This window comes from Allobosea sp. TND4EK4, from assembly GCF_900156025.1.
Classification (GTDB): Bacteria; Pseudomonadota; Alphaproteobacteria; order Rhizobiales; family Beijerinckiaceae; genus Allobosea.
This window is the reverse complement of sequence record NZ_FTMO01000003.1, coordinates 26406-44393: the sequence shown is the minus strand read 5'-3', so window position 1 is coordinate 44393 and position 17988 is coordinate 26406. Positions and strand designations below refer to the sequence as shown.

General features: G+C 63.8%; 13 protein-coding genes and 1 tRNA gene. 5 read left to right on the top strand and 9 right to left on the bottom strand.

Annotated features, from left to right (window positions below; all coding sequences use genetic code 11):
• Positions 1-64: 64 nt before the first annotated feature.
• On the bottom strand, positions 65-1189 hold the full coding sequence (locus BW981_RS07770) for a M20 family metallopeptidase (protein WP_076437879.1): 1125 nt from the start codon (positions 1187-1189) through the stop codon (positions 65-67).
• 245 nt (positions 1190-1434) lie between these two features.
• Between BW981_RS07770 and BW981_RS07765 the strand changes: the two genes are divergently transcribed.
• Positions 1435-1508 (top strand) — tRNA-Gln (locus BW981_RS07765).
• 86 nt (positions 1509-1594) lie between these two features.
• Positions 1595-3619: a site-specific integrase gene (locus BW981_RS07760; protein ID WP_139333678.1), complete on the top strand. Its 2025-nt coding sequence runs from the start codon at positions 1595-1597 to the stop codon at positions 3617-3619.
• A 22-nt stretch (positions 3620-3641) separates the two neighbouring features.
• On the opposite strand, the gene BW981_RS07755 is transcribed toward BW981_RS07760, so the two are convergent.
• The 7 genes from BW981_RS07755 to BW981_RS07720 form a co-directional block, all read right to left on the bottom strand.
• Positions 3642-4364: a hypothetical protein gene (locus tag BW981_RS07755; protein ID WP_139333677.1), complete on the bottom strand. Its 723-nt coding sequence runs from the start codon at positions 4362-4364 to the stop codon at positions 3642-3644.
• A gap of 150 nt (positions 4365-4514) precedes the next feature.
• Positions 4515-6464, bottom strand: coding sequence for an AAA family ATPase (locus tag BW981_RS07750; protein WP_076437873.1), 1950 nt, complete (start codon positions 6462-6464; stop codon positions 4515-4517).
• Positions 6461-6952, bottom strand: coding sequence for a hypothetical protein (locus BW981_RS07745; RefSeq protein WP_076437871.1), 492 nt, complete (start codon positions 6950-6952; stop codon positions 6461-6463). Before BW981_RS07745 ends, BW981_RS07750 begins: the two co-directional genes overlap by 4 nt.
• Before the next feature lie 106 nt (positions 6953-7058).
• Positions 7059-7955, bottom strand: a complete 897-nt coding sequence (locus BW981_RS07740) for a hypothetical protein (protein WP_076437869.1) — start codon at positions 7953-7955, stop codon at positions 7059-7061.
• 472 nt (positions 7956-8427) lie between these two features.
• Positions 8428-9159 (bottom strand): SOS response-associated peptidase, encoded by a 732-nt coding sequence (locus tag BW981_RS07735; protein ID WP_076437867.1) that lies wholly within the window; start codon positions 9157-9159, stop codon positions 8428-8430.
• Between the two features lie 562 nt (positions 9160-9721).
• Positions 9722-10255, bottom strand: a complete 534-nt coding sequence (locus BW981_RS07725; RefSeq protein WP_076437865.1) for a S24/S26 family peptidase — start codon at positions 10253-10255, stop codon at positions 9722-9724.
• A complete protein-coding gene (locus tag BW981_RS07720) occupies positions 10252-10482 on the bottom strand; it encodes a hypothetical protein (protein WP_076437862.1) in 231 nt (76 codons plus the stop codon). Before BW981_RS07720 ends, BW981_RS07725 begins: the two co-directional genes overlap by 4 nt.
• Before the next feature lie 187 nt (positions 10483-10669).
• Between BW981_RS07720 and BW981_RS07715 the strand changes: the two genes are divergently transcribed.
• From BW981_RS07715 to BW981_RS07705, 3 genes are all read left to right on the top strand, one after another.
• Positions 10670-12739, top strand: coding sequence for an ATP-dependent helicase (locus BW981_RS07715; RefSeq protein WP_076437860.1), 2070 nt, complete (start codon positions 10670-10672; stop codon positions 12737-12739).
• 195 nt (positions 12740-12934) lie between these two features.
• The gene (locus BW981_RS07710; protein ID WP_076437858.1) at positions 12935-15061 is read left to right on the top strand and encodes a hypothetical protein; all 2127 of its coding nucleotides are present in this window, start codon (positions 12935-12937) and stop codon (positions 15059-15061) included.
• A 278-nt stretch (positions 15062-15339) separates the two neighbouring features.
• Entirely contained in the window at positions 15340-16959 is a 1620-nt protein-coding gene (locus BW981_RS07705) for an anti-phage dCTP deaminase (RefSeq protein ID WP_244560265.1), read from the top strand.
• Between the two features lie 768 nt (positions 16960-17727).
• Here BW981_RS07705 and BW981_RS23605 read toward each other — a convergent pair.
• Positions 17728-17856: a hypothetical protein gene (locus BW981_RS23605; RefSeq protein ID WP_280174188.1), complete on the bottom strand. Its 129-nt coding sequence runs from the start codon at positions 17854-17856 to the stop codon at positions 17728-17730.
• Positions 17857-17988: the final 132 nt, after the last annotated feature.

The window sequence follows — 17988 nt, the reverse complement described above, 5'->3', positions numbered from 1 at the left end:
CGCTCCCGCGGTCGTCAGCGAGCCGGTGGGCTTCTCGGAACACCACCAGCCGGGGCGCAAGCCGTCAGATCGTCTCCAGCAGCCCCTTGATCAGCGCCCGGCGCGGCGCGATCGACGAGATCAGCGCATATTCCTGCAAGGTATGCGCCCCCTCGCCCTCGATGCCGAGGCCGTCCAGCGTCGGGACGCCGAGGGCCGCGGTGAAATTTCCGTCCGAGCCGCCGCCGGTCATCGGGGCGTCCTGCAGATCGAAGCCGATCCCCGCCGCGATGCCGCGGGCGGTCTCGAACAGGCCGGCGACGGCGGTCGACTTCTCGTAGGGCGGCCGGTTCATCCCGCCGGTGATGCGGATCGCCACGTCCGGATCATGCGCCTTGAGGCCGAGGATGCGGTTCTCCATCATCACGCCGTCGGCATGGGTGGTGACGCGGCAATCGACACTGAACCAGGCGTGCTGCGGGATCACGTTGGCGGCCGTGCCGCCGCCCATCAGGGCGACGCTGGTTGTGATGCCGCGGGCGTAGTCGGTCATGCCCTCGATCGCGAGGATCTGGTGCGCGGCCTCGCGGATGGCGCTGCGGCCATCGGCGTGGCGCGTGCCGGCATGGGAAGGCCGGCCCTCCAGCTTCACCTCGAAGCGGCCGACGCCCTTGCGCGCTGTGACGACCTTGCCGCCCTGCCGCGCCGGCTCGGTGATCAGAACGGCGGCAGCACCGCGCCCGACCTCCTCGATCAGGCCCCGGCTCGTCGGGGAGCCGATCTCCTCGTCGGGCGTGAAGAGGAAGGCCAGCGGGCGCTTGGCGCTGCCGGCCATGGCGACCTCCTTGAAGGCCTGAAGCGCCAGCCAGGCGCCGCCCTTCATGTCGCAGACGCCCGGACCGTAGAGCCGGTCGCCTTCGATGCGGACCGGCAGGTCGCGCGCACTCGTCCCCACCGGATGCACCGTGTCGAGATGCGACATCAGCGCGACGGCGGGCTGGCCGTTGTCGAGCCCGGCCCGCAGAAGCACCATGTCCCCCAGCCCGTCGCGGCCCGGAACGCGCTCGACCGCGATCGGCAGGCCGGCGACATCCTTGGCGACGAGGTCCATCATGCCGTTGACCCCGGCGGCATGGCTGGTCGGGCTTTCGAGCGCGACCCAGACGGAAAGCGCGGCGGCGGAATCGGCGGAGCTGGCGGGATGTGTCATGCCCGCTTTGTCCGACGCAGCGCCGCCCCGGGCAAGCCCGCCTGCGCGCGCGGCAAGCAGGCGAAGAGCGCATGCCGCGCCTGTGGGACGAGAAAGAGGCAGGCCGCCGCGACGGCGGCGCTCTCCGCCCGGGCCCGAGCGGGGCGTCCCGCACAATCATCCGCCGCCGGCTCATTTCAGGCTTGCCAAGCCCAGCCACATTGATTAGACCGCCGCTCACCAACGCGAGCGCACCGCCGCACCGTTGGGGGATCGTCTAACGGTAGGACCCCAGACTCTGACTCTGGTTGTCTAGGTTCGAATCCTAGTCCCCCAGCCACTCACGTGGTTTTCCCAAATCCGCCAAAGGCTTGGCCGTATCGGTTGGAATCCGTGCCCTCAAATGCCACAGCGTTGGGGCACATCGTGGGGCACAACAGCTTTCTCGAACGTCATGGCCAGGGCTGGCGATTCCGTGTCCGGATGCCGCGCCGGCTGACCCGGTTAACCGCACGCAAGGAGCTGCGTGTCAGACTGGGCACGATCCCGCATGCCGCCGCGCTCGCTCATGCGCGAGCCTTGCGGGTCGGGGCGCAGCAACTGTTCGAGGAGGTGTCGAGCATGACGACGATCGAGGAGGCCGAGGCGGCGATCGAGCGCTGGCGCGCCGACCACGCCGCTGCCTTCGCCGCGAACATCCTCGATCACGGCCGGCTCTATCTCGATCGCCATGAAATGACCGGCCGGGTTCCTGGCATCGCCGGCGACCCGGGGTTCGGAGTCGATCTCTTGCTCCGTAGCGCCCATCGCGAAACATTGGGCGATCAACTCGCTCTCGCTCGCAGGGCACTCGCCGGCGACCCGAGCGCAAGAGAACACCTGGCCCCCATCATCGCCGCGGCGTTGCGAGCCGCCGGAATCGACGCAGATGCGCCACGCCGGACCGCCGGCATCCTGACGATCAAGGCCCTGCAGGCTTACGCCAAGCTGGTGCAAGAACTCGTGGCCATTGGCGATGGCGAGCCCGACGCTTTGATGACGGCTCTGCGGCCGGCGAATTTCGAGACGGACGCCACCCGTTCGGAGCCGGTCGCCACAACCTCAAAGCCTCGAAACGGTGCCAGCGAGGCCGAGACCGCGCCGCAGTCGGCGCCTGACGCCGCGACACTCGTCGAGCGGTTCACAGTTGAACGGGCACCGGACACTTCACCGGTTGCTGTCGCGAAAGCGAGTTCCCGGCCAGGGTTTGATGAACTCTGGGCAGAGCTGGTTTTCGAGAAAATCGACACGCTGAAAGAATGGAAGAAGTCGCGGCGTCCTGAACTGCTCGCCAGCCGTCGCCTGTGGACATGGCTGATCGGCAAGGAGCCCGCGCAGGCGACATCGGCGGATATCCACGGCGCGCGCAATACCTATCTGTGGCTGCCAAAGGGCTATGATCGCTTCCGCAATTATGCCGATCGCTCGCCTTTGCAGATTGTCGAAGCTGCCAAGAGTGCTTGGCGGAGCGCCAACCCTGACAGTCGCGCCACGCCCGCTTACGACCGCGTCAACCCGAAAACCTTCAACAAGCATTTGGCGAATTGGCGGGCCTTTTTTCAATGGGCCGAAAGCAAGGGCAAAATCCCAAGGGGCTCAGGCGCGATCCTCGATAATCTCGGCGTGAGAATCCGCAAAAGGGGCAAGGCTGGAAATCGCGAGCGCGAGGCCTACACCATGGACGAGGTGAAGCGCATCTTCGAAGGTCCCGTTTGGACAGGCCGGAAATCCCTGCACACCAAGCACCAGGCGGGGCAGGTCATCGTCGCAGACGCGCTCTATTGGATCCCTTTGATGTGCGCCTTCCTCGGCATGCGTCGCGAAGAAGCAAGCCAGCTCAGGGTACGGCACATTATCGAAAAGGACGGAATCTGGGCCATCGACTTGAATGCCCCCGACCTGTCGCTCAAGAAGGAGGACGGGAGCGAGGACGAAGCGAGCCGGCGTATCATTCCCTTGCACGACGCTCTGCTCGAACTCGGATTCGTCTATCGGCTCGTCGATGGCAGGCAACCCGGCGAACTCCTGTTCCCCGAACTGACCGACGAAAACGCGCACAGTGCCTACGGTGAGTCGGTTGGGAAAGCGTTTTTCTATTATCAAAAAACCTGCCTCAAGGGCATGCGCACCGGCCTGCACAGACTTCGCCACCGCTTCATCACCGAGCTTGAGAATACGGACGCCAAAAGCGCATTCATTGACGCTATCACGGGACATAGCGGCAAAGAGCGAGAGAGCGAGCGGGCGCGTTATACCAAGGAAATCTATCTGCCGAATTTGAAGCGTACGATCGACCTGCTTCAGTTGCCTATCGATATCACAGCAATGAGGGATGCCCTGACGCGCTATGAGATCAAGATGGCAGTTCCGCCTCCCCAACGGGTGCGGCCCAGCTCCCGCCATCCGGAGTGAATCGGCACGCGAACCGCCGACTTCACCGACTCACATCAGAGCTCTTCCGGACCGCCCGCGCGCCGAAATTCGCAGAGACATCACGCATCATCTGGCGCGTCTTCTTATCCAAGGTTGCCGGCCCTGTCGTAGCGGGGGCCTCGGCCCGGGGGGCAGGCAGCGGATTTTGGCTGCGTGAGGCGCTCTCACCGCCAGGGCTACGCGACGCCAGGAGGTCGTCGATCTCACGGGTCGCCGCCTCGACCTCGTCAGTGTCGACTTTCATGGCCAGGGTCTCCGAGCCCATGCGAACGGCCATGGTTTTGACGAGCTCTCCCAGCTGCCAGGTATCGAGCGACGTCTTTCCCGTTTGCCCAATGAGTTTTGCTTGGCCGTCACCAAGCTCAGTTGCCAGCTCGCCAGTGTTGCCGGCGGCTAGGACCCTTTGGACAAGCTGCACCCTGTCTGCCGGGATGGCGAGTAATTTGGTGTCGGAACTGAACTCGGACGCAAGCATTCGAACTGCTTCCGCCATCGCGGCTTCGCCGCTTCTGAGCCGGTTGGCGATCGTTTGGAACTCGCTTCGGAGATCGATCGGCACGATCAGATTGACCTGCCCAACCCCTCGCTCAATCGTGTTCCTCAACCGATAACGATCTTGCCGCTTTTGCTTTGTCGGCGCAGCGGGATCGCAGCCGAGCTCAGTCGGTTCGACCGCAACAGACACTACGACGGTGACCTCAGAAGATGTGTTCGGTCTTGCCATGAGCCTTAGCGGATTCTGGTGTCGCTAGAGCAGTAAACCCAAACGCTTGACGCAAGGCGCTCATAAAGCGCGCTATTTTATCGATTTCCACGATTGCAGGTGCCGTCACTAGTGATGCTTTTGGTGTCACTAGTGACGGCTAGGGCATGTCTAGAGACGCGGCCCTGAGCGATCTAGCCTCGGCTCGCGTCGCAGGTGAGGCACTGGCTTGGCGGCGATCAGTTCCGCCAGCGCCCGCCCGTCAAGCACCGACCGATCGAGAAGCGCATTCGCCACGCGCTCGACGATGGCGCTGTGCTCCGCTACGAGGCGCTCCGTCGAAGCCATCAGCCGAGCCAACTCCTGACTGATCGCATCGGCGAGGTTTCTGTCGCGTGCGACCATGTCGAGAGCCTGGCTTGGAGCGGCACGATAGACGAGATCAACTGCCAGCCCGAAGCTCAACCTTGCCGAGGCAAGGAGCCGCGTCGCTTCGGCGAGGTCGGAGGTCGCGCCGGTATCGGGAGGTGCGCCGAACAGCGTATTTGCAGCCCGGCCGGCGAGCAGGATCTTCACCCGGGCCTCGATCACAGCCCGGTGCGAGACGCTGGGCATGCGGATATCCGTCCAGCCACCGGCATCGCCTTCGCCCCGGATCGTGATCGACTCGACGCCGTAGCCGAGCAGATGCGCGACGACGGCATGCCCGGCCTCATGCACGGCGACATGCCGCAGGTCGTCCGGCGAGCGTGGATCGGGCGGCATGATCTCGGCCCGCAGGCCCGCTTCGGTCATCGGACGGTTCTCCCGCCTCGCCTTTCGCCGCGCGTCACGCACGATCGTCGCGATCCTGGCGCCGGTCGTGCCCGGCATCAGCCGAGCCAGCGCTGGCAGATCCGCGTCCGGGCAGTCCTGACCGAGATGCGTGCGCAGGATGCCGACGATGCCGTCCGCGTCGGGCGGCAGGATCTCGATCGTTCGGTCGAAGCGTCCGGGCCGGAGGAGAGCGGCATCCAGGTTTTCGAGATGATTCGTGGCGCCGAGCAGGATGATGCCACGCGGATCGGCACGGCAGGCATCGATCTGGATCAGGACATTGGTGATGACGCTCGTCCACCAGTCGCGGCCGCGAGCTTCGAGCTTGCGACGATCCGGGAGGGCATCGCACTCGTCGATCCACAGGACGCAGGGCGCGGCGGCCCTGGCCCGCGCGAACACTTCGTTGACCTGCTGGAGGACGTCGCCGAGATGCCCCTCGCGATGCTGGAACCAGGAGGCGACAGAGGTCGAGATCAGCGGCAACTTCGCGGTTTTGGAGAGACTCTTGGCCAACTGGGTCTTGCCCAATCCCGGCTTGCTGAACAGCATCGCCGACGAGAACTCGGCGGGCTGGCCAGCGCGGAAGGCCTTCACCTCCTCGACCATGTCGAGACACCACTCCATTGCTTCGCCGTAGCCGGTCAGCTCGTGCAAAAGTGGGGTCCGGTCGTCCCTCGTGTCGACACTGCGGCGCGCGCTTGCTGCCTTCAGGCGCTTCACGCAGGCCTTCGGTGTAGTGTTGGGGCGAAGGGCCGCGGCGAGGTCGAGCAGATCCAGGCCGCCGATGTCGATCGCCGTCAAAGCCGGGACATGGGATCGCCCCGTGTGCAGCCGCATCGCGCGCCTCACCAGCTCCGGCGTCGGGGCCGGCACCGTGATCACGATGTCGGCGGCCGTCCGCAGCAGCGACGGCAGCTCGCTGTCCGGATCGGCGGCGATGCCGAAAATGGTCTGACCGCGTTCGAGCGCGTCGACGATGAGCGCTTCCTGCGTCGACCAATCCCGCCGGCTAGCTTTGCCATCGACGATCATAGCCGCGTGGTCGTTCTCGTGAACGAAGTGATGGATGGGGTCGATCCAGGCGTTGGTGGGCACCCGGATGATCGCGGCCAGCGTCGTACCGGCCAAAAAGATGCGCTCCTTCGGGAAGTTCCTGATCGCCTGCCACGACAGATCGACCAGCAGATCGACCGGCGACAGCGGCTGCGCTTCGGTCTTTTCCTCGGCGGTCGTCGGCGTCTCCGACTCGAACTCCTGCAGGAAGCCGAAGGCGTCGTCCTGGTTTTGATCAGTCGCACTCATGACAGCGCCTCCACCAGCGCCCGGAGCTGAGCGCGATGGATGGCCGTCCGCGAGGGACCGCGCCAAGAGCGCGCCAGCGCCTCGACGTCCTCGCCCAGATAGCGGCGCCGATCCAGGGTGAAAGCCAGGGTGGTCCGGGCCGCTGCAGATCCGTTCAGCGCGTGCCAAAGCAGCATGCTGAGCACGAGATCGTGGCGCTGGGTATCCAGGACATCGACACCGCAAAGCCTGAGCGCCATCGCTACGGCGGCGGCATCGTCGCCGGCGAGCGCCTCCCGCCAGTGCGCGACGCCGAAGGGTCGCGCGGAGCCGATCAAGGCCTGCAGCGCGACCCGCTCGGCAGCGCCGAATGCATCCGCCGGCAGCCTGCGCCAGAGCTGGAGCGTCGGGATAGCTGGTTCGGGGAGGGCAAGGTTGGCCTCGGTCGCGTGGGCAGGGTCGTCGGTACGCGTCGTCTGACGCGGGAAAGCGAGAATCGCGTTGGCCATAGGACAAGACTCCGGCGATCGCCGGGCTCGCAGGCGCCGGCGTCGCGAAAAGAAGAAAAGGATGGGATGCGGCCGGCGCGTCAGAGCAGCCGGCCGCTCAGCCGGATCAGAGCGCGCGCCAGAGCGAGGCCGGGCCGTTGGTGCCGCACGCCAGGCGGACGCCATTCGTCAGCGAGGGCACCGCGATGTCACGCTGGAGGCGGTAAAACGCGCCTGCGGGTTTGAGCAGGCCAACCTCGCGAAGGCGGTCGCGCTTGGCCGCGATGCAGCGCTGGTCCGAGGTGTCGGCAGCGGCGGTCAGGAGCGAGCCTGCCCGCAGCACCGTCCACGGACCATTGACGGCGGCCCTGGCCTGCAATCCGCCCCGCTCCAGCGCGAAATGCACCGTCGCGGGATGGCTCGTGAGCCCGGCGGGGAAATCCTCCTGCCAGCCCTCCCGAACGGCGCCACTGCCGATCGCGGCAGCGCGATCCCTGCGCGGTTCGGTCGAGGGAGCGAACTCGGCGTCGAGCAGCGCGCAACCGGCACCGAGCAGCAAGCCGGGGATCTCGCGCAGCCAATGCGCTACATCCCGATCACGGATGGGATCGAGCACAGGCGCCTTCAGGGGCACGCCGACCACCGGCAAGACCCCGGCCTTGCGCGCCGTCGTCGTCAGGCTCGCCTCGAGTGTCGTGATCGAGTCCGACGTGAAGGAGGAGCACGCGATCGCGACAACCTCGTCGATCCGCAGCATCGGCATCGTGCGCCGGTGATCCCTGAAGCGGGCATCGAGACCAGTGGTCTTGCCGATGCGCGCCTCCTCCCCGGTCAGGATATAGACGCAGGGGCCGGCGAAGATCGGCATGCTGGCCAGGCGCCGGGCATGGCGCCATGGAGCCGCGCCGATCACCAGCGTGCTGGTCGGCGCGGTGACGAGGCGGACGGACGCCGGCAGACCCGGCACGCTGCGGACGTGCAGCGTCATCGGCGCCGCGGGCGCCGTCATGTCGATGATGGTCATGTGAAGTTCCCTTCGAGCCGCGCCGCGTCGCGCGCCGGCGGTGTCCCGCAGCGCTGCGCGACGATGGCGTCAGCAGGATTCGGCTGCCTCAGACGAGGCGGCAGAAGTCCGAGCTGCGGTTGAAGGGAAACCCGATCATGCGGGTCGCAACGGCTTCCGTGCAGCGGCACGGGTCGATATGATGGCTGTTAGCCATGGGTGATCATCCTCACTGATGATCGCCTTGTGGTCAGGCCGCCATCTCCGTTGGCGCGGAGGTGGTGGCCGCCCGATCACGCGGCGCTATGAAACGGCCGCAGGAGCGCGACCGACGAAGCCACGCTGCCGGATCCCGTAAAGAGACGCAACCGTGCCAATCATTTATGGCTAACAGCCGGTTCCAGGGCGGTTTGAGCACAAAGTGAAACGCTCAGGGGTTTCCATGGCTACGCACGCAAGCGACCAAATCCAAGGGCGCGACGCTTCGTCCGGTTTAGCCGACCGACTCTATTGTGGCATCTTTCTTGACACCGCGTGCGACAAGCTGGAGCGCTCCATCCGGCAACGGCCTCTGAAGCGCCTGCGCCTGCTCCCAAGGCGCCGCCATCCATGTCTCGCATTCCTCCGGCGTCGTCAGGATCACCGGCATCGCCTTCGGATGGACGGCGCCGACTTCCGCGTTCGGCTCGGTCGTCAGGAAGGCGTAGAGGTCGATGGTCTCGACACCGGTCTTGATCTTGCGGACGCTGGTCCACTGCGCCGTCCAGATGCCGGCGAAGAAGGCGGTAGGCCGCTCCTCGCCGAAGGCGAACCAGATATCCTGCTTGGACCCGTGGTCGAATTCGCTGAATGACGTGAAGGGCACGAGGCATCGGTTCGCGACGCCGAGCCACGGTTTCCAGTGGGCGCTGGTGGTGTTTCGGACGTTGGTCGTCCCGCCATCGGGCTCGGCCTTCAGCAGCTCGTTGAAGTCGACCTCCTTGCCCTTGGCGCGGAGCTTATCGGCGCGCTTGGACGCAGCCTGGAACAGCGCCTGCTTCGAGGACGGCATGCCCCAGCGGGTCATCGCAAGCCGCGGGGGGCCGGCGCCCTCGTTCCGGATGATCGGCGCCTCGTAGTCCGGAAAGATGCCTGGCTGCGGCACAACCTGCGCCATCACGTCGAAGGCAGCGAAGAGCTTGCGCATCGCCTCGACGTTGTGAGTATGGCTGTAGAGGTTGCACATGCTCTTCTCCTGGCTCTCTCGCCGCCGCGACTATCAGGCTCTCGTCGACGCCGAGGCAACCCGACTCGTCGAGAACGAGGGTGGCGCCGGCTATTAAACGGCCAAGGCCATCAAACGGCTTGCAGTCGATCAGGACGACAACGCTGCTGCGGATTTTTGGGTCCGTGTCGTCCGACAGGTGGCGAAGCGGACGGGCCTCGTTCCCGGCCAGAGCAAGATCGGCCGCCCTGAATCCGAGTCGTAGGTAACCGCTTCAGGGCGGCGGCCGATTGGGCGTAGGGCGTGTTCTTGGCCAGATGCCGATTATAGTCGGGCGCGCCATCGTCCCACCAGACCGGACCCCGTTCCCCGAGCGCGACTTTCGCCGCGTCGACCGCAGCCCTGGCAGCCTTCAGGTCCCCACTTCCGGCCTTGGCCTCCTTCACAGCGCGGCGGGCGTCCATAAGCCCATTGACGAGACGCTGGCGGTCAGCTTCCGGCAGCGCGGGATTGGTCGATCGCCAGAGCCGGCCGGCAACGATAAAATAGCGACCGTCCGGTGTGGTGGGGTAGCCGCGGCCGCTCACGCGTTGAACTCTCGCGCCAGGCGCTCGTAGACGTCCTCGGACGCCGCGCTGGCATCCATGGCGTCCTCTATCTCGCGCTCGTCGACGAGCACACCGCCGAAGTGACCGATGAAGGCCCGCGCGAGACGGCGTTCCTCGAAGGCCAGACGGATGCTCTCGGAGTGCGGCTGGCGGTGCAGCACGCGATAGCCAATCTCCCAGTCCCCACACCAACTCTCGATGCGCCGCAGACGCTCGGGCGCCTCGGCCTCGGGCAGCTTGATCTCGACCTGATGGACGAAGGCATTCATGCCGCAACTCCCACGACCGGAGCCGTCAAAGATACCGACATCGACGGCGCTGTTGCCCGCCACCGTCACGATAAAGGTGGCCGGTGCGTTCTGAATCAGGGTTCGTGACAGATCGATCGGCGCGTCAAGGTAGTCGTCCGCCGGCGATGGAAAACCGGCACGGACCGCCTTGAGGAAGACCGGCAGGTAGATCGGCGATCCCAGCAGCGCCGGCGACATCTGGAGCGGACCCGGGCTCATGCGTCCTTCTCCGGAACCGGACGCGCGCCCTGCGAGAACAGGCCCCGCAGGTAGCCCCGCGAAACCGACCGATCCGCGTCCGCCAGCAGGATGACGAAATCATGCGCGAGGGCGCGCAGCGCCGCCGTTTCCGAGCCGTGCTCCTCCAGCAAGTCCGTGACGATGCCGGTCACCTCGGCGTCGAGCGTGGTATCCTCTGCGGGTTGGTTTGCTGGCTGGGCTGACATCGGTTGCGCTCTCGGTTATAAGAACAGAATGAGAACGATGACGGGCCGGAGTCAAGCGGGCCTGCACCGCTAGGCGTTTGGTGAGCGAGCGTGCCTGGGGTCAGCAGCGCTGCGCGCCAGGCTGCTGACGTCGGCCTGTCATCCGACATGGCAAGCGAGGACGAATCGTGTCGAACAGAACGCCGTCATGAACGTCATCGCCCCGATCAGCTATCTCGACACGCTCAATCCGGCGCAGCGCCGCGCCGTCATCCATGGCGTCGGCTCGGCCGCGGCCTCGCCGCTGCTGGTGATTGCGGGCGCGGGTTCGGGCAAGACCAACACGCTGGCGCACCGCGTCGCGCATCTCATGGTCAGCGGCGCCGATCCGCGCCGCATCCTGTTGATGACCTTTTCGCGCCGGGCCGCCTCGGAGATGGCCAAGCGCGTCGAGCGGATTGCCCGCAAGGTTCTCGGTGACGGGGCCGGCGTCCTGGCTGATGCGCTGACCTGGGCCGGCACGTTCCACGGCATCGGAGCGCGGCTTCTGCGGGATTGCGCAGATCAGCTTGGGCTCGATCCTGCCTTCACCATCCATGACCGGGAAGACTCGGCCGACCAGATGAACCTGGTTCGGCACCAGCTGGGCTTCTCGAAGACCGAGGCGCGCTTTCCGACCAAGGGGACGTGCCTCGCGATCTATTCCCGCTGCGTGAACGCAGAGCAGCCGATCGAGGAGGTTCTGGGCCGGTCCTATCCCTGGTGCGTCGCCTGGGCGACCGAGCTCAAAGAGCTCTTCGCGGCCTATGTCGAGGCCAAGCAGAGCCAGAACGTCCTCGATTACGACGACCTGCTGCTCTACTGGGCGCAGGCCATGACCGACCCGGAGATCGCCGCCGACATCGGCTCACGCTTCGACCATGTCATGGTCGACGAGTACCAGGACACCAACCGCCTTCAATCCTCGATCCTGCTGGCGTTGAAGCCTGATGGCCGCGGCCTGACGGTCGTCGGGGACGACGCGCAGTCGATCTATTCCTTCCGGGCCGCGACGGTGCGAAACATCCTCGACTTTCCGGCAGCCTTCGCACCGCCAGCGGAGATCATCACCCTCGACCAGAACTACCGCTCGACCAGCGCGATCTTGTCGGCGGCCAACGCGGTGATCGATCTCGCCTCGGAGCGCTTCACGAAGAACCTCTGGACGGATCGCGCGACCGGGGCTGCGCCACAGCTCGTCCATGTCCGCGACGAAGCCGATCAGGCCCGCTTCATCGCCGAGACGGTGCTGCAGAACCGTGAGGGCGGATCGATGCTGAAGCAGCAGGCCGTGCTGTTCCGGGCCTCCCATCACAGTGGTCCTCTCGAAATCGAGCTGACCCGCCGCAACATCCCCTTCGTCAAATTCGGGGGCCTGAAGTTCCTCGACAGCGCCCATATCAAAGACTTGCTCGCGCTGCTGCGCTTCGTCGAGAATCCGCGCGACAAGGTCGCCGGATTCCGTGTCCTCCAGCTGATGACAGGCGTTGGCCCGACCTCGGCACAGCGCGTGCTCGACCATCTCGCTCAAGCAGCATCGCCGCTGGAGGCGCTGGCGGATGCGCCCGCTCCCCCGCGCTGCCGCGATGACTGGACCGACTTCGTCAAGGCCATCGCCGAGCTGCGGTCCGGCAAGGCCGGCTGGCCCGGCGAGATCGAGCGGGCGCGACGCTGGTACGAGCCGCATCTGGAGCGCGTCCACGAGGATGCGGCGACGCGTCAGGCCGACCTCGTGCAACTCGAACAGATCGCCGGCGGCTATCCCTCGCGGGAACGCTTCCTGACCGAGCTGACGCTTGATCCGCCCGATGCGACCAGCGACCAGCCCGGCGTGCCGCATCTCGACGAGGACTACCTCATCCTCTCGACGATACATTCGGCGAAAGGCCAGGAATGGACCTCCGTCTTCGTGATGAACGCCGTCGATGGCTGCATTCCGATCGACCTGGGCGCCGGGTCACAGGACGAGCTAGAAGAGGAGCGGCGCCTGCTCTATGTCGCCATGACACGCGCGAAGGACGACCTCCGCCTCGTCGTGCCGCAGCGCTTCTTCATCCATGGCCAATCCGCGACCGGCGACCGCCACGTCTATGCCAACCGGACGCGCTTCATCTCCAACAGCCTACTAGGGCAGTTCGAGCGCGTCGCCTGGCCCGTGACGCCAGCAGGCGAGGCACGAATGTCTTCAAGCGGCGCCAAGGTCGATGTCCGCGCCAAGATGCGCGGGATGTGGCGGTAGACACGTCGGCAGTTGGCCCGTAGCTGACGCGAGGAGCGTCCGCTTTCCGGCATTGTAGATGCAGCAGCCCCCGACGGTCCAAGGTGGCCCATGGATTTGCCACGTCCGACGCGGTCCCGTCGGAAATCGTCTTGACTTCCAAGGGGAGGCTCCTCCAGGAATCTCCGCCCAACATGCAACTTCCGACGGATACAGATGACGCTCGACATTCGCGGAAGCTTGAAAAATACCAAGATCAGCGCCGACGGTTACGTCGTCCTTGAAGAACTGATTTCCAATTCGATCGACGCCTTTCTGATCAGGCAGCATCTCGACCCCACGAAGCGTAGTCTCGAAATTTCGATAAAGGTCGAAATTACTGTATCCGGACTTTTTGGCGATGGAGCAGACATCTCGATCGCTTGCACCGACAATGGCTGTGGCTTCGGAGATGATCAAACCGACGCCTTCCTCACAAAGGACACGTCTTACAAGGACGACCTCTCGATTGCCGGCATAGGCAAGTGCAAGGGGGCCGGCCGCATCCAGTATTTCCACCATTTCGAGCGCGTAGGAATCCGCAGTACCTACCGTAGTGGCGAGGTCTTCCACACCCGCACATTGCCGTTCGCAGCGGGAAGGAAGAAGATTGACCTATCCGACTTCAAGGTGACCGACGGCAGGGCGGACGAGATCGGCACCACAATCCAGCTCGAAGGCCTCAAACAGGCGCCCCGCACGCGCCTCTACAAATCAGAGCCGCTGGGCGAGGTCTTCTCGGCGAAAAATATGCGGCGCAATATGCTGGTGGCTTTCCTGCAGAGGCTCGTCGGCCTCAAGACGCAGCTTGGCGAGTTCGTGATCAAGTTCGAAACGCGGTATCCCAAGGACCGCGTCGAACGGAGCAGCCTGAGCGCCGCCGACCTTCCGCAGGTCACGGCAGTCAAGCCGGCGGAGGTGGAGGAGCGGGATCCCCAGTCTGGCCGCCCACTAGGGAAGAAGAAGAGATTTACCCTCTCGCACTACCGGCTCGATGCAGAAATGTACGACCTGCCGCGCAACGCCATCTCATTCTGCGCACGATCGTCGCCCGTGCTCGATATTACCAGACGCTACCTGCGCACGGTCGCGGAGCAGAACCGCCCGATCGAGGGGTTTCACCACATCGTGCTGGTCGAGGGCGAGCTCCTCGACAGGCGCGTAAATGAGCAGCGCGACGGCTTCGACGACATCCCCGAGGAGATTCCGGTCGCGGATCTCTTCACGGATGGGACAGTGTCCTTCGCTGGCATCTTCGACCAGATCGACCCAATCATCGAGGAGATGGTAACGCCTTCTGGATGGAGCAAGGACGACGTCATCAAGGACGTGACCGACAAGTTCGGGGTCCTTCCGGCAATGCTGACCGACACCGATACTAGAGTTGTCTATGGAGACAGCGCGAAAACTGTCGCGGAGCGCGTCCTGAAGAAATATCAGGAGCGCATAATCGCCGACACAGCGGAGATTTTCGACCTCAGGGCAGAAATTGAGAGTGCCGAACCGCACACCTCCGAATTCAGACACAAGATCCACGAACTGTCTTGGAAGTACACTTCGTCGCTCAAGACGTTCGACATGGCCAACCTGTCGCAGCTCGTGGTGCGGCGAGCCGCCATCGTCGAAATCCTCGGCTTGGCATGCAAGCGTGGGCTCGCGATGCAGGCCATTCCGGATGGCCAGCGCCGCAAGGACGAGCAGATCATCCACAGCATCTTCTTCCCTATGAAGCGAGACAGTCACGATACGTCAGATCATGACATTTGGCTGCTGAGTGAGGAATACCAATACTACGACTACATCGCGTCGGATAAGCCGCTAGCTCAGATCGAGTGGAAAGAGGGTGAGAAACTGTTCGATGCCGGCATCGACGCCGAGATGGCCGCGACGCTACGCCGCCGCACGCAGGAGTACGGTGCCAAGCGGCCGGACATTGCAATCTTCGGGAAGGAGGGCTCGGCGATCATCATCGAGTTCAAAGCTCCGGGCGTCAGCATGGACGAGCACGTTGGCGATCTATCTCGCTACGCCCACCTGCTCGCGGCCAAGTCGAACGGCCGCCTGAAGAAGTTCTATGGATATCTCATCGGTGACACGCTGGATCCGCTTGGGATGCTTGGCTGGAAGAAATTCGCCTCAGGACGCAGCTATTTCCAAACGAGCGATCTACAGGATCCCGAAAGCGGACGAATTCTCGGTGAACTTTACGCTGAAACCCTCTTCTACGACGATGTCGTCGACCGTGCCAGCAAGCGTATCGGGGTCTATCGAGACAGATTGCAAATAGACTTTTCTAAAAAGTAGAGGGCACAGCAACCGCCCGACTCCATTTGGAATTCGGTTCAATCCACGGAAACTCCGTTCCGTGCAATCCGGGGTATGAACAGCGGCGGAAGATTTATGATCGTTAGCATGCCTTAACGCGTGCCGGAGAAATTTGGATCGGCTGGCCGTCCTTCACGTCAGTCCAAGGTTCATGCATGCCAGCTGTGGACCAAGGCCCGGAGCCGCTCGATGGATCCTTTCCAATGTGGGACTAATCCTTCGGCAGATCCGGATTGCATCAACCTTGGGGGGCCTGGGTGAACGTCGCAGCTATAAAGCCGGGAAAAGCCACATCATCGCCGACGGGTGTCGATTCAGAATCGATCATCAAGAAGGCTCGTTCGAACGAGGTGTTTTTCGCCGTCGTCGGGCCAGTCGGTGCGGGCAGTTCGCGCGTCATCGATTCCTTGAGGCGAGCTCTGGAGGCGTCGAGATACGAGCCAATTACGATCAAGGCGAGTGACCTCATCCGTGAATGGGCAGCCAGGCAGTCGCTCCCGTACCCGCAGGGTGATGACAAGACTTTGGCGAACGTCACCACGATGCAGGATCTGGGTGACCAGATGCGAAAGGCGGACAAGGCTTCGGTGGCGCGAGCGGTCATCGGACGAATTGCAGAAGCGCGGGCATCAGCGATGAAGATCCCCTATAATCCGGGACTTGTAATCGAGCCGGACGATGGAAAGCGGGCCTATCTGATCGACTCCATCCGTCACCCCGCTGAAATCCAGCTGCTTCGCCGTACCTACGGTCAGTCATTCGCCTTGATTGGCGTCGTCTGCCAGGAAAGTGAGCGCGAGCGTCGCGTGCTGGGAAAGTACTTCACGGACCCGCAGAGGCTCCAAGACAAATTCGCGTCGCAAGCTCGGGAGTTCATCAAGCGGGACGCCGACGACGTCGACAATAAGCATGGGCAGCACGTGGGTGACGCCTTTCATCAGGCGGATTTCTTCGTAGACAATACGAAGTCGGATCCGAAGGACGAGCAGCAGCTGCTCGACGAGGGGCTGGGGCGCCTGATCAACATCGTCACACATGAGAAGTTGATACGACCCACCATTGAAGAGACTGCGATGCACCACGCGCATTCGGCGCGGGTGAGGAGCGCCTGCCTCTCCCGCCAGGTTGGCGCGGCCCTGATCGATGAGGGCGGCACTGTCGTGGCAACCGGTACGAACGAGGTGCCTCGGGCCGGAGGCGGTGTCTATGGCGAGCATTTCGCTTCGAAGTTCCCGCCCCACGACGATCGGTGCGCGTTCAGCCGAGGGGTCTGCAGCAACAATCAGGAGCAGAATGCGATCGTCGAGGAGCTAATTGAACAGCTTCCGGAGCTGAAGGATGTGTCGGACAAGTTCGACCTCGCAGCACGCATTCGGAAGACACGCTTGGGCTCCCTGATCGAGTTCAGCCGCGCGGTTCATGCCGAGATGGATGCAGTCCTCTCTGCGGGGCGCGTCGGAGTGTCCACGACCGGTACGCGGCTGTTCGTAACTACCTTCCCTTGCCACTATTGCGCTCGGCATATCGTCGGCGCCGGTGTCTCGGAGGTTCAGTACATTGAGCCCTATCCGAAGAGCCTGGCATTGAAGCTGCACTGCGACGCCATTGAGGTGGACGCTGACAACTGGAACCCTCCCGAGAGGATTTCAATTGCCGAAGAGCGAAAGCTCACGGAGCCGCCGGCAGAGGGGCGTGTGCTGTTTCGCCCATTCAACGGAGTGGCTCCCCGTCTTTATGAGCGCGCCTTCGAGAAGACCTGGGAGCTGAAGGACAAAGTCAGTGGCGAAATGAAAATGACCCCACCTGGCTGGGGTGACGGCTGGGGGGCGTTCACGCTATCGTACCCTCAGCTCGAAGCGAAACTGAGCGAATCGTGAGCCGTCCGCACCTTTATATCGTCCCCAACCATCAGCCTGCTGGGCAGCGCGCTGAGACGGAAAAGGCTGAGAAGCCTACAGATGGAGTGCGCCTAGCGGCAAAAGGTCCTCGGCGAACAATCGACGTGACGTCGATACCCAAGGATTGGCAGCTATCGTTGCCCTTTGACGACAAGCCTGTGGGTCCCACGGTGCTGATCGTATCGATGGAATCGATGAACGGTCCCATGCTGAGAAACCTGATCAGCGAACGGAAGCCCGCTTCAGCTGTGGATCTTCGGCAGTTGATCCGCTTCGATCTCCCAGGGACCAGCCGGGACGACGTATTTCGCGCCCTTAGCGTACATCGCACATATTACGTGAAGGATTCGCTCCCGTGGCACCGCCTCGATGCGCGTGCGCTAGCGACCTTGGACACACCGGTATCCAGTGTGCTCGTTCACGAGATCGCAGATCGCGGAGCGGATTGCATTTTCGTACTTGTCTACCGGCACGAAGAAGCTCGCTCGATCGCATCCCATCTGACCAGGGTGCTGACTCCGCGTATGGAGGGTCCTTGGAGGATCGAGGAAGCGAGTTAGACGCCTCGGCTTCGCTCCCGGCGACGCGGCTGCTCCGACGAGTCAGCCTTGATAGCCGAGGGGCTGATCGAGCTATTCGCTGCTCTGGACGTCCACTTTCCGGCCTGATCTCAATGTCCGAAGCTGGCGCGGCTCGGCCTTTTGACGCTCAACGCCCTAGCGACAGGCTTGACCTTGGATGCAGGAATTAGGCCTCGACCTCGCCGGAGCCGATGCATTCTTTAATCGCCTGCGAAAAGGCGATGATCGTGGCCTCACGCTTTTCGGCGCACATGGCTCGGAACACATGCAGGAAGTCATCAGTGCCGATCTGCATGACAACCTTTGAATTGCCCCCGCCGGAAGCCATAGCTCCACGAATGGTGACACCACTCCGGCCGTGGCCGTCCGGACCTTTGCCAGCCCATCCGCCGTGGGTGATTTGGACGTACCCCTCGTACTGCCAGCG

What these genes read in the sequence shown, in the direction of transcription:
- BW981_RS07770 (WP_076437879.1), bottom strand. Translation starts at nt 1,189, where the DNA reads ATGACACATCCCGCCAGCTCCGCCGATTCCGCCGCCGCGCTTTCCGTC.
- BW981_RS07755 (WP_139333677.1), bottom strand. Translation starts at nt 4,364, where the DNA reads ATGGCAAGACCGAACACATCTTCTGAGGTCACCGTCGTAGTGTCTGTT.
- BW981_RS07750 (WP_076437873.1), bottom strand. Translation starts at nt 6,464, where the DNA reads ATGAGTGCGACTGATCAAAACCAGGACGACGCCTTCGGCTTCCTGCAG.
- BW981_RS07745 (WP_076437871.1), bottom strand. Translation starts at nt 6,952, where the DNA reads ATGGCCAACGCGATTCTCGCTTTCCCGCGTCAGACGACGCGTACCGAC.
- BW981_RS07740 (WP_076437869.1), bottom strand. Translation starts at nt 7,955, where the DNA reads ATGACCATCATCGACATGACGGCGCCCGCGGCGCCGATGACGCTGCAC.
- BW981_RS07735 (WP_076437867.1), bottom strand. Translation starts at nt 9,159, where the DNA reads ATGTGCAACCTCTACAGCCATACTCACAACGTCGAGGCGATGCGCAAG.
- BW981_RS07725 (WP_076437865.1), bottom strand. Translation starts at nt 10,255, where the DNA reads ATGAGCCCGGGTCCGCTCCAGATGTCGCCGGCGCTGCTGGGATCGCCG.
- BW981_RS07720 (WP_076437862.1), bottom strand. Translation starts at nt 10,482, where the DNA reads ATGTCAGCCCAGCCAGCAAACCAACCCGCAGAGGATACCACGCTCGAC.
- BW981_RS07715 (WP_076437860.1), top strand. Translation starts at nt 10,670, where the DNA reads ATGAACGTCATCGCCCCGATCAGCTATCTCGACACGCTCAATCCGGCG.
- BW981_RS07710 (WP_076437858.1), top strand. Translation starts at nt 12,935, where the DNA reads ATGACGCTCGACATTCGCGGAAGCTTGAAAAATACCAAGATCAGCGCC.
- BW981_RS23605 (WP_280174188.1), bottom strand. Translation starts at nt 17,856, where the DNA reads ATGCAGATCGGCACTGATGACTTCCTGCATGTGTTCCGAGCCATGTGC.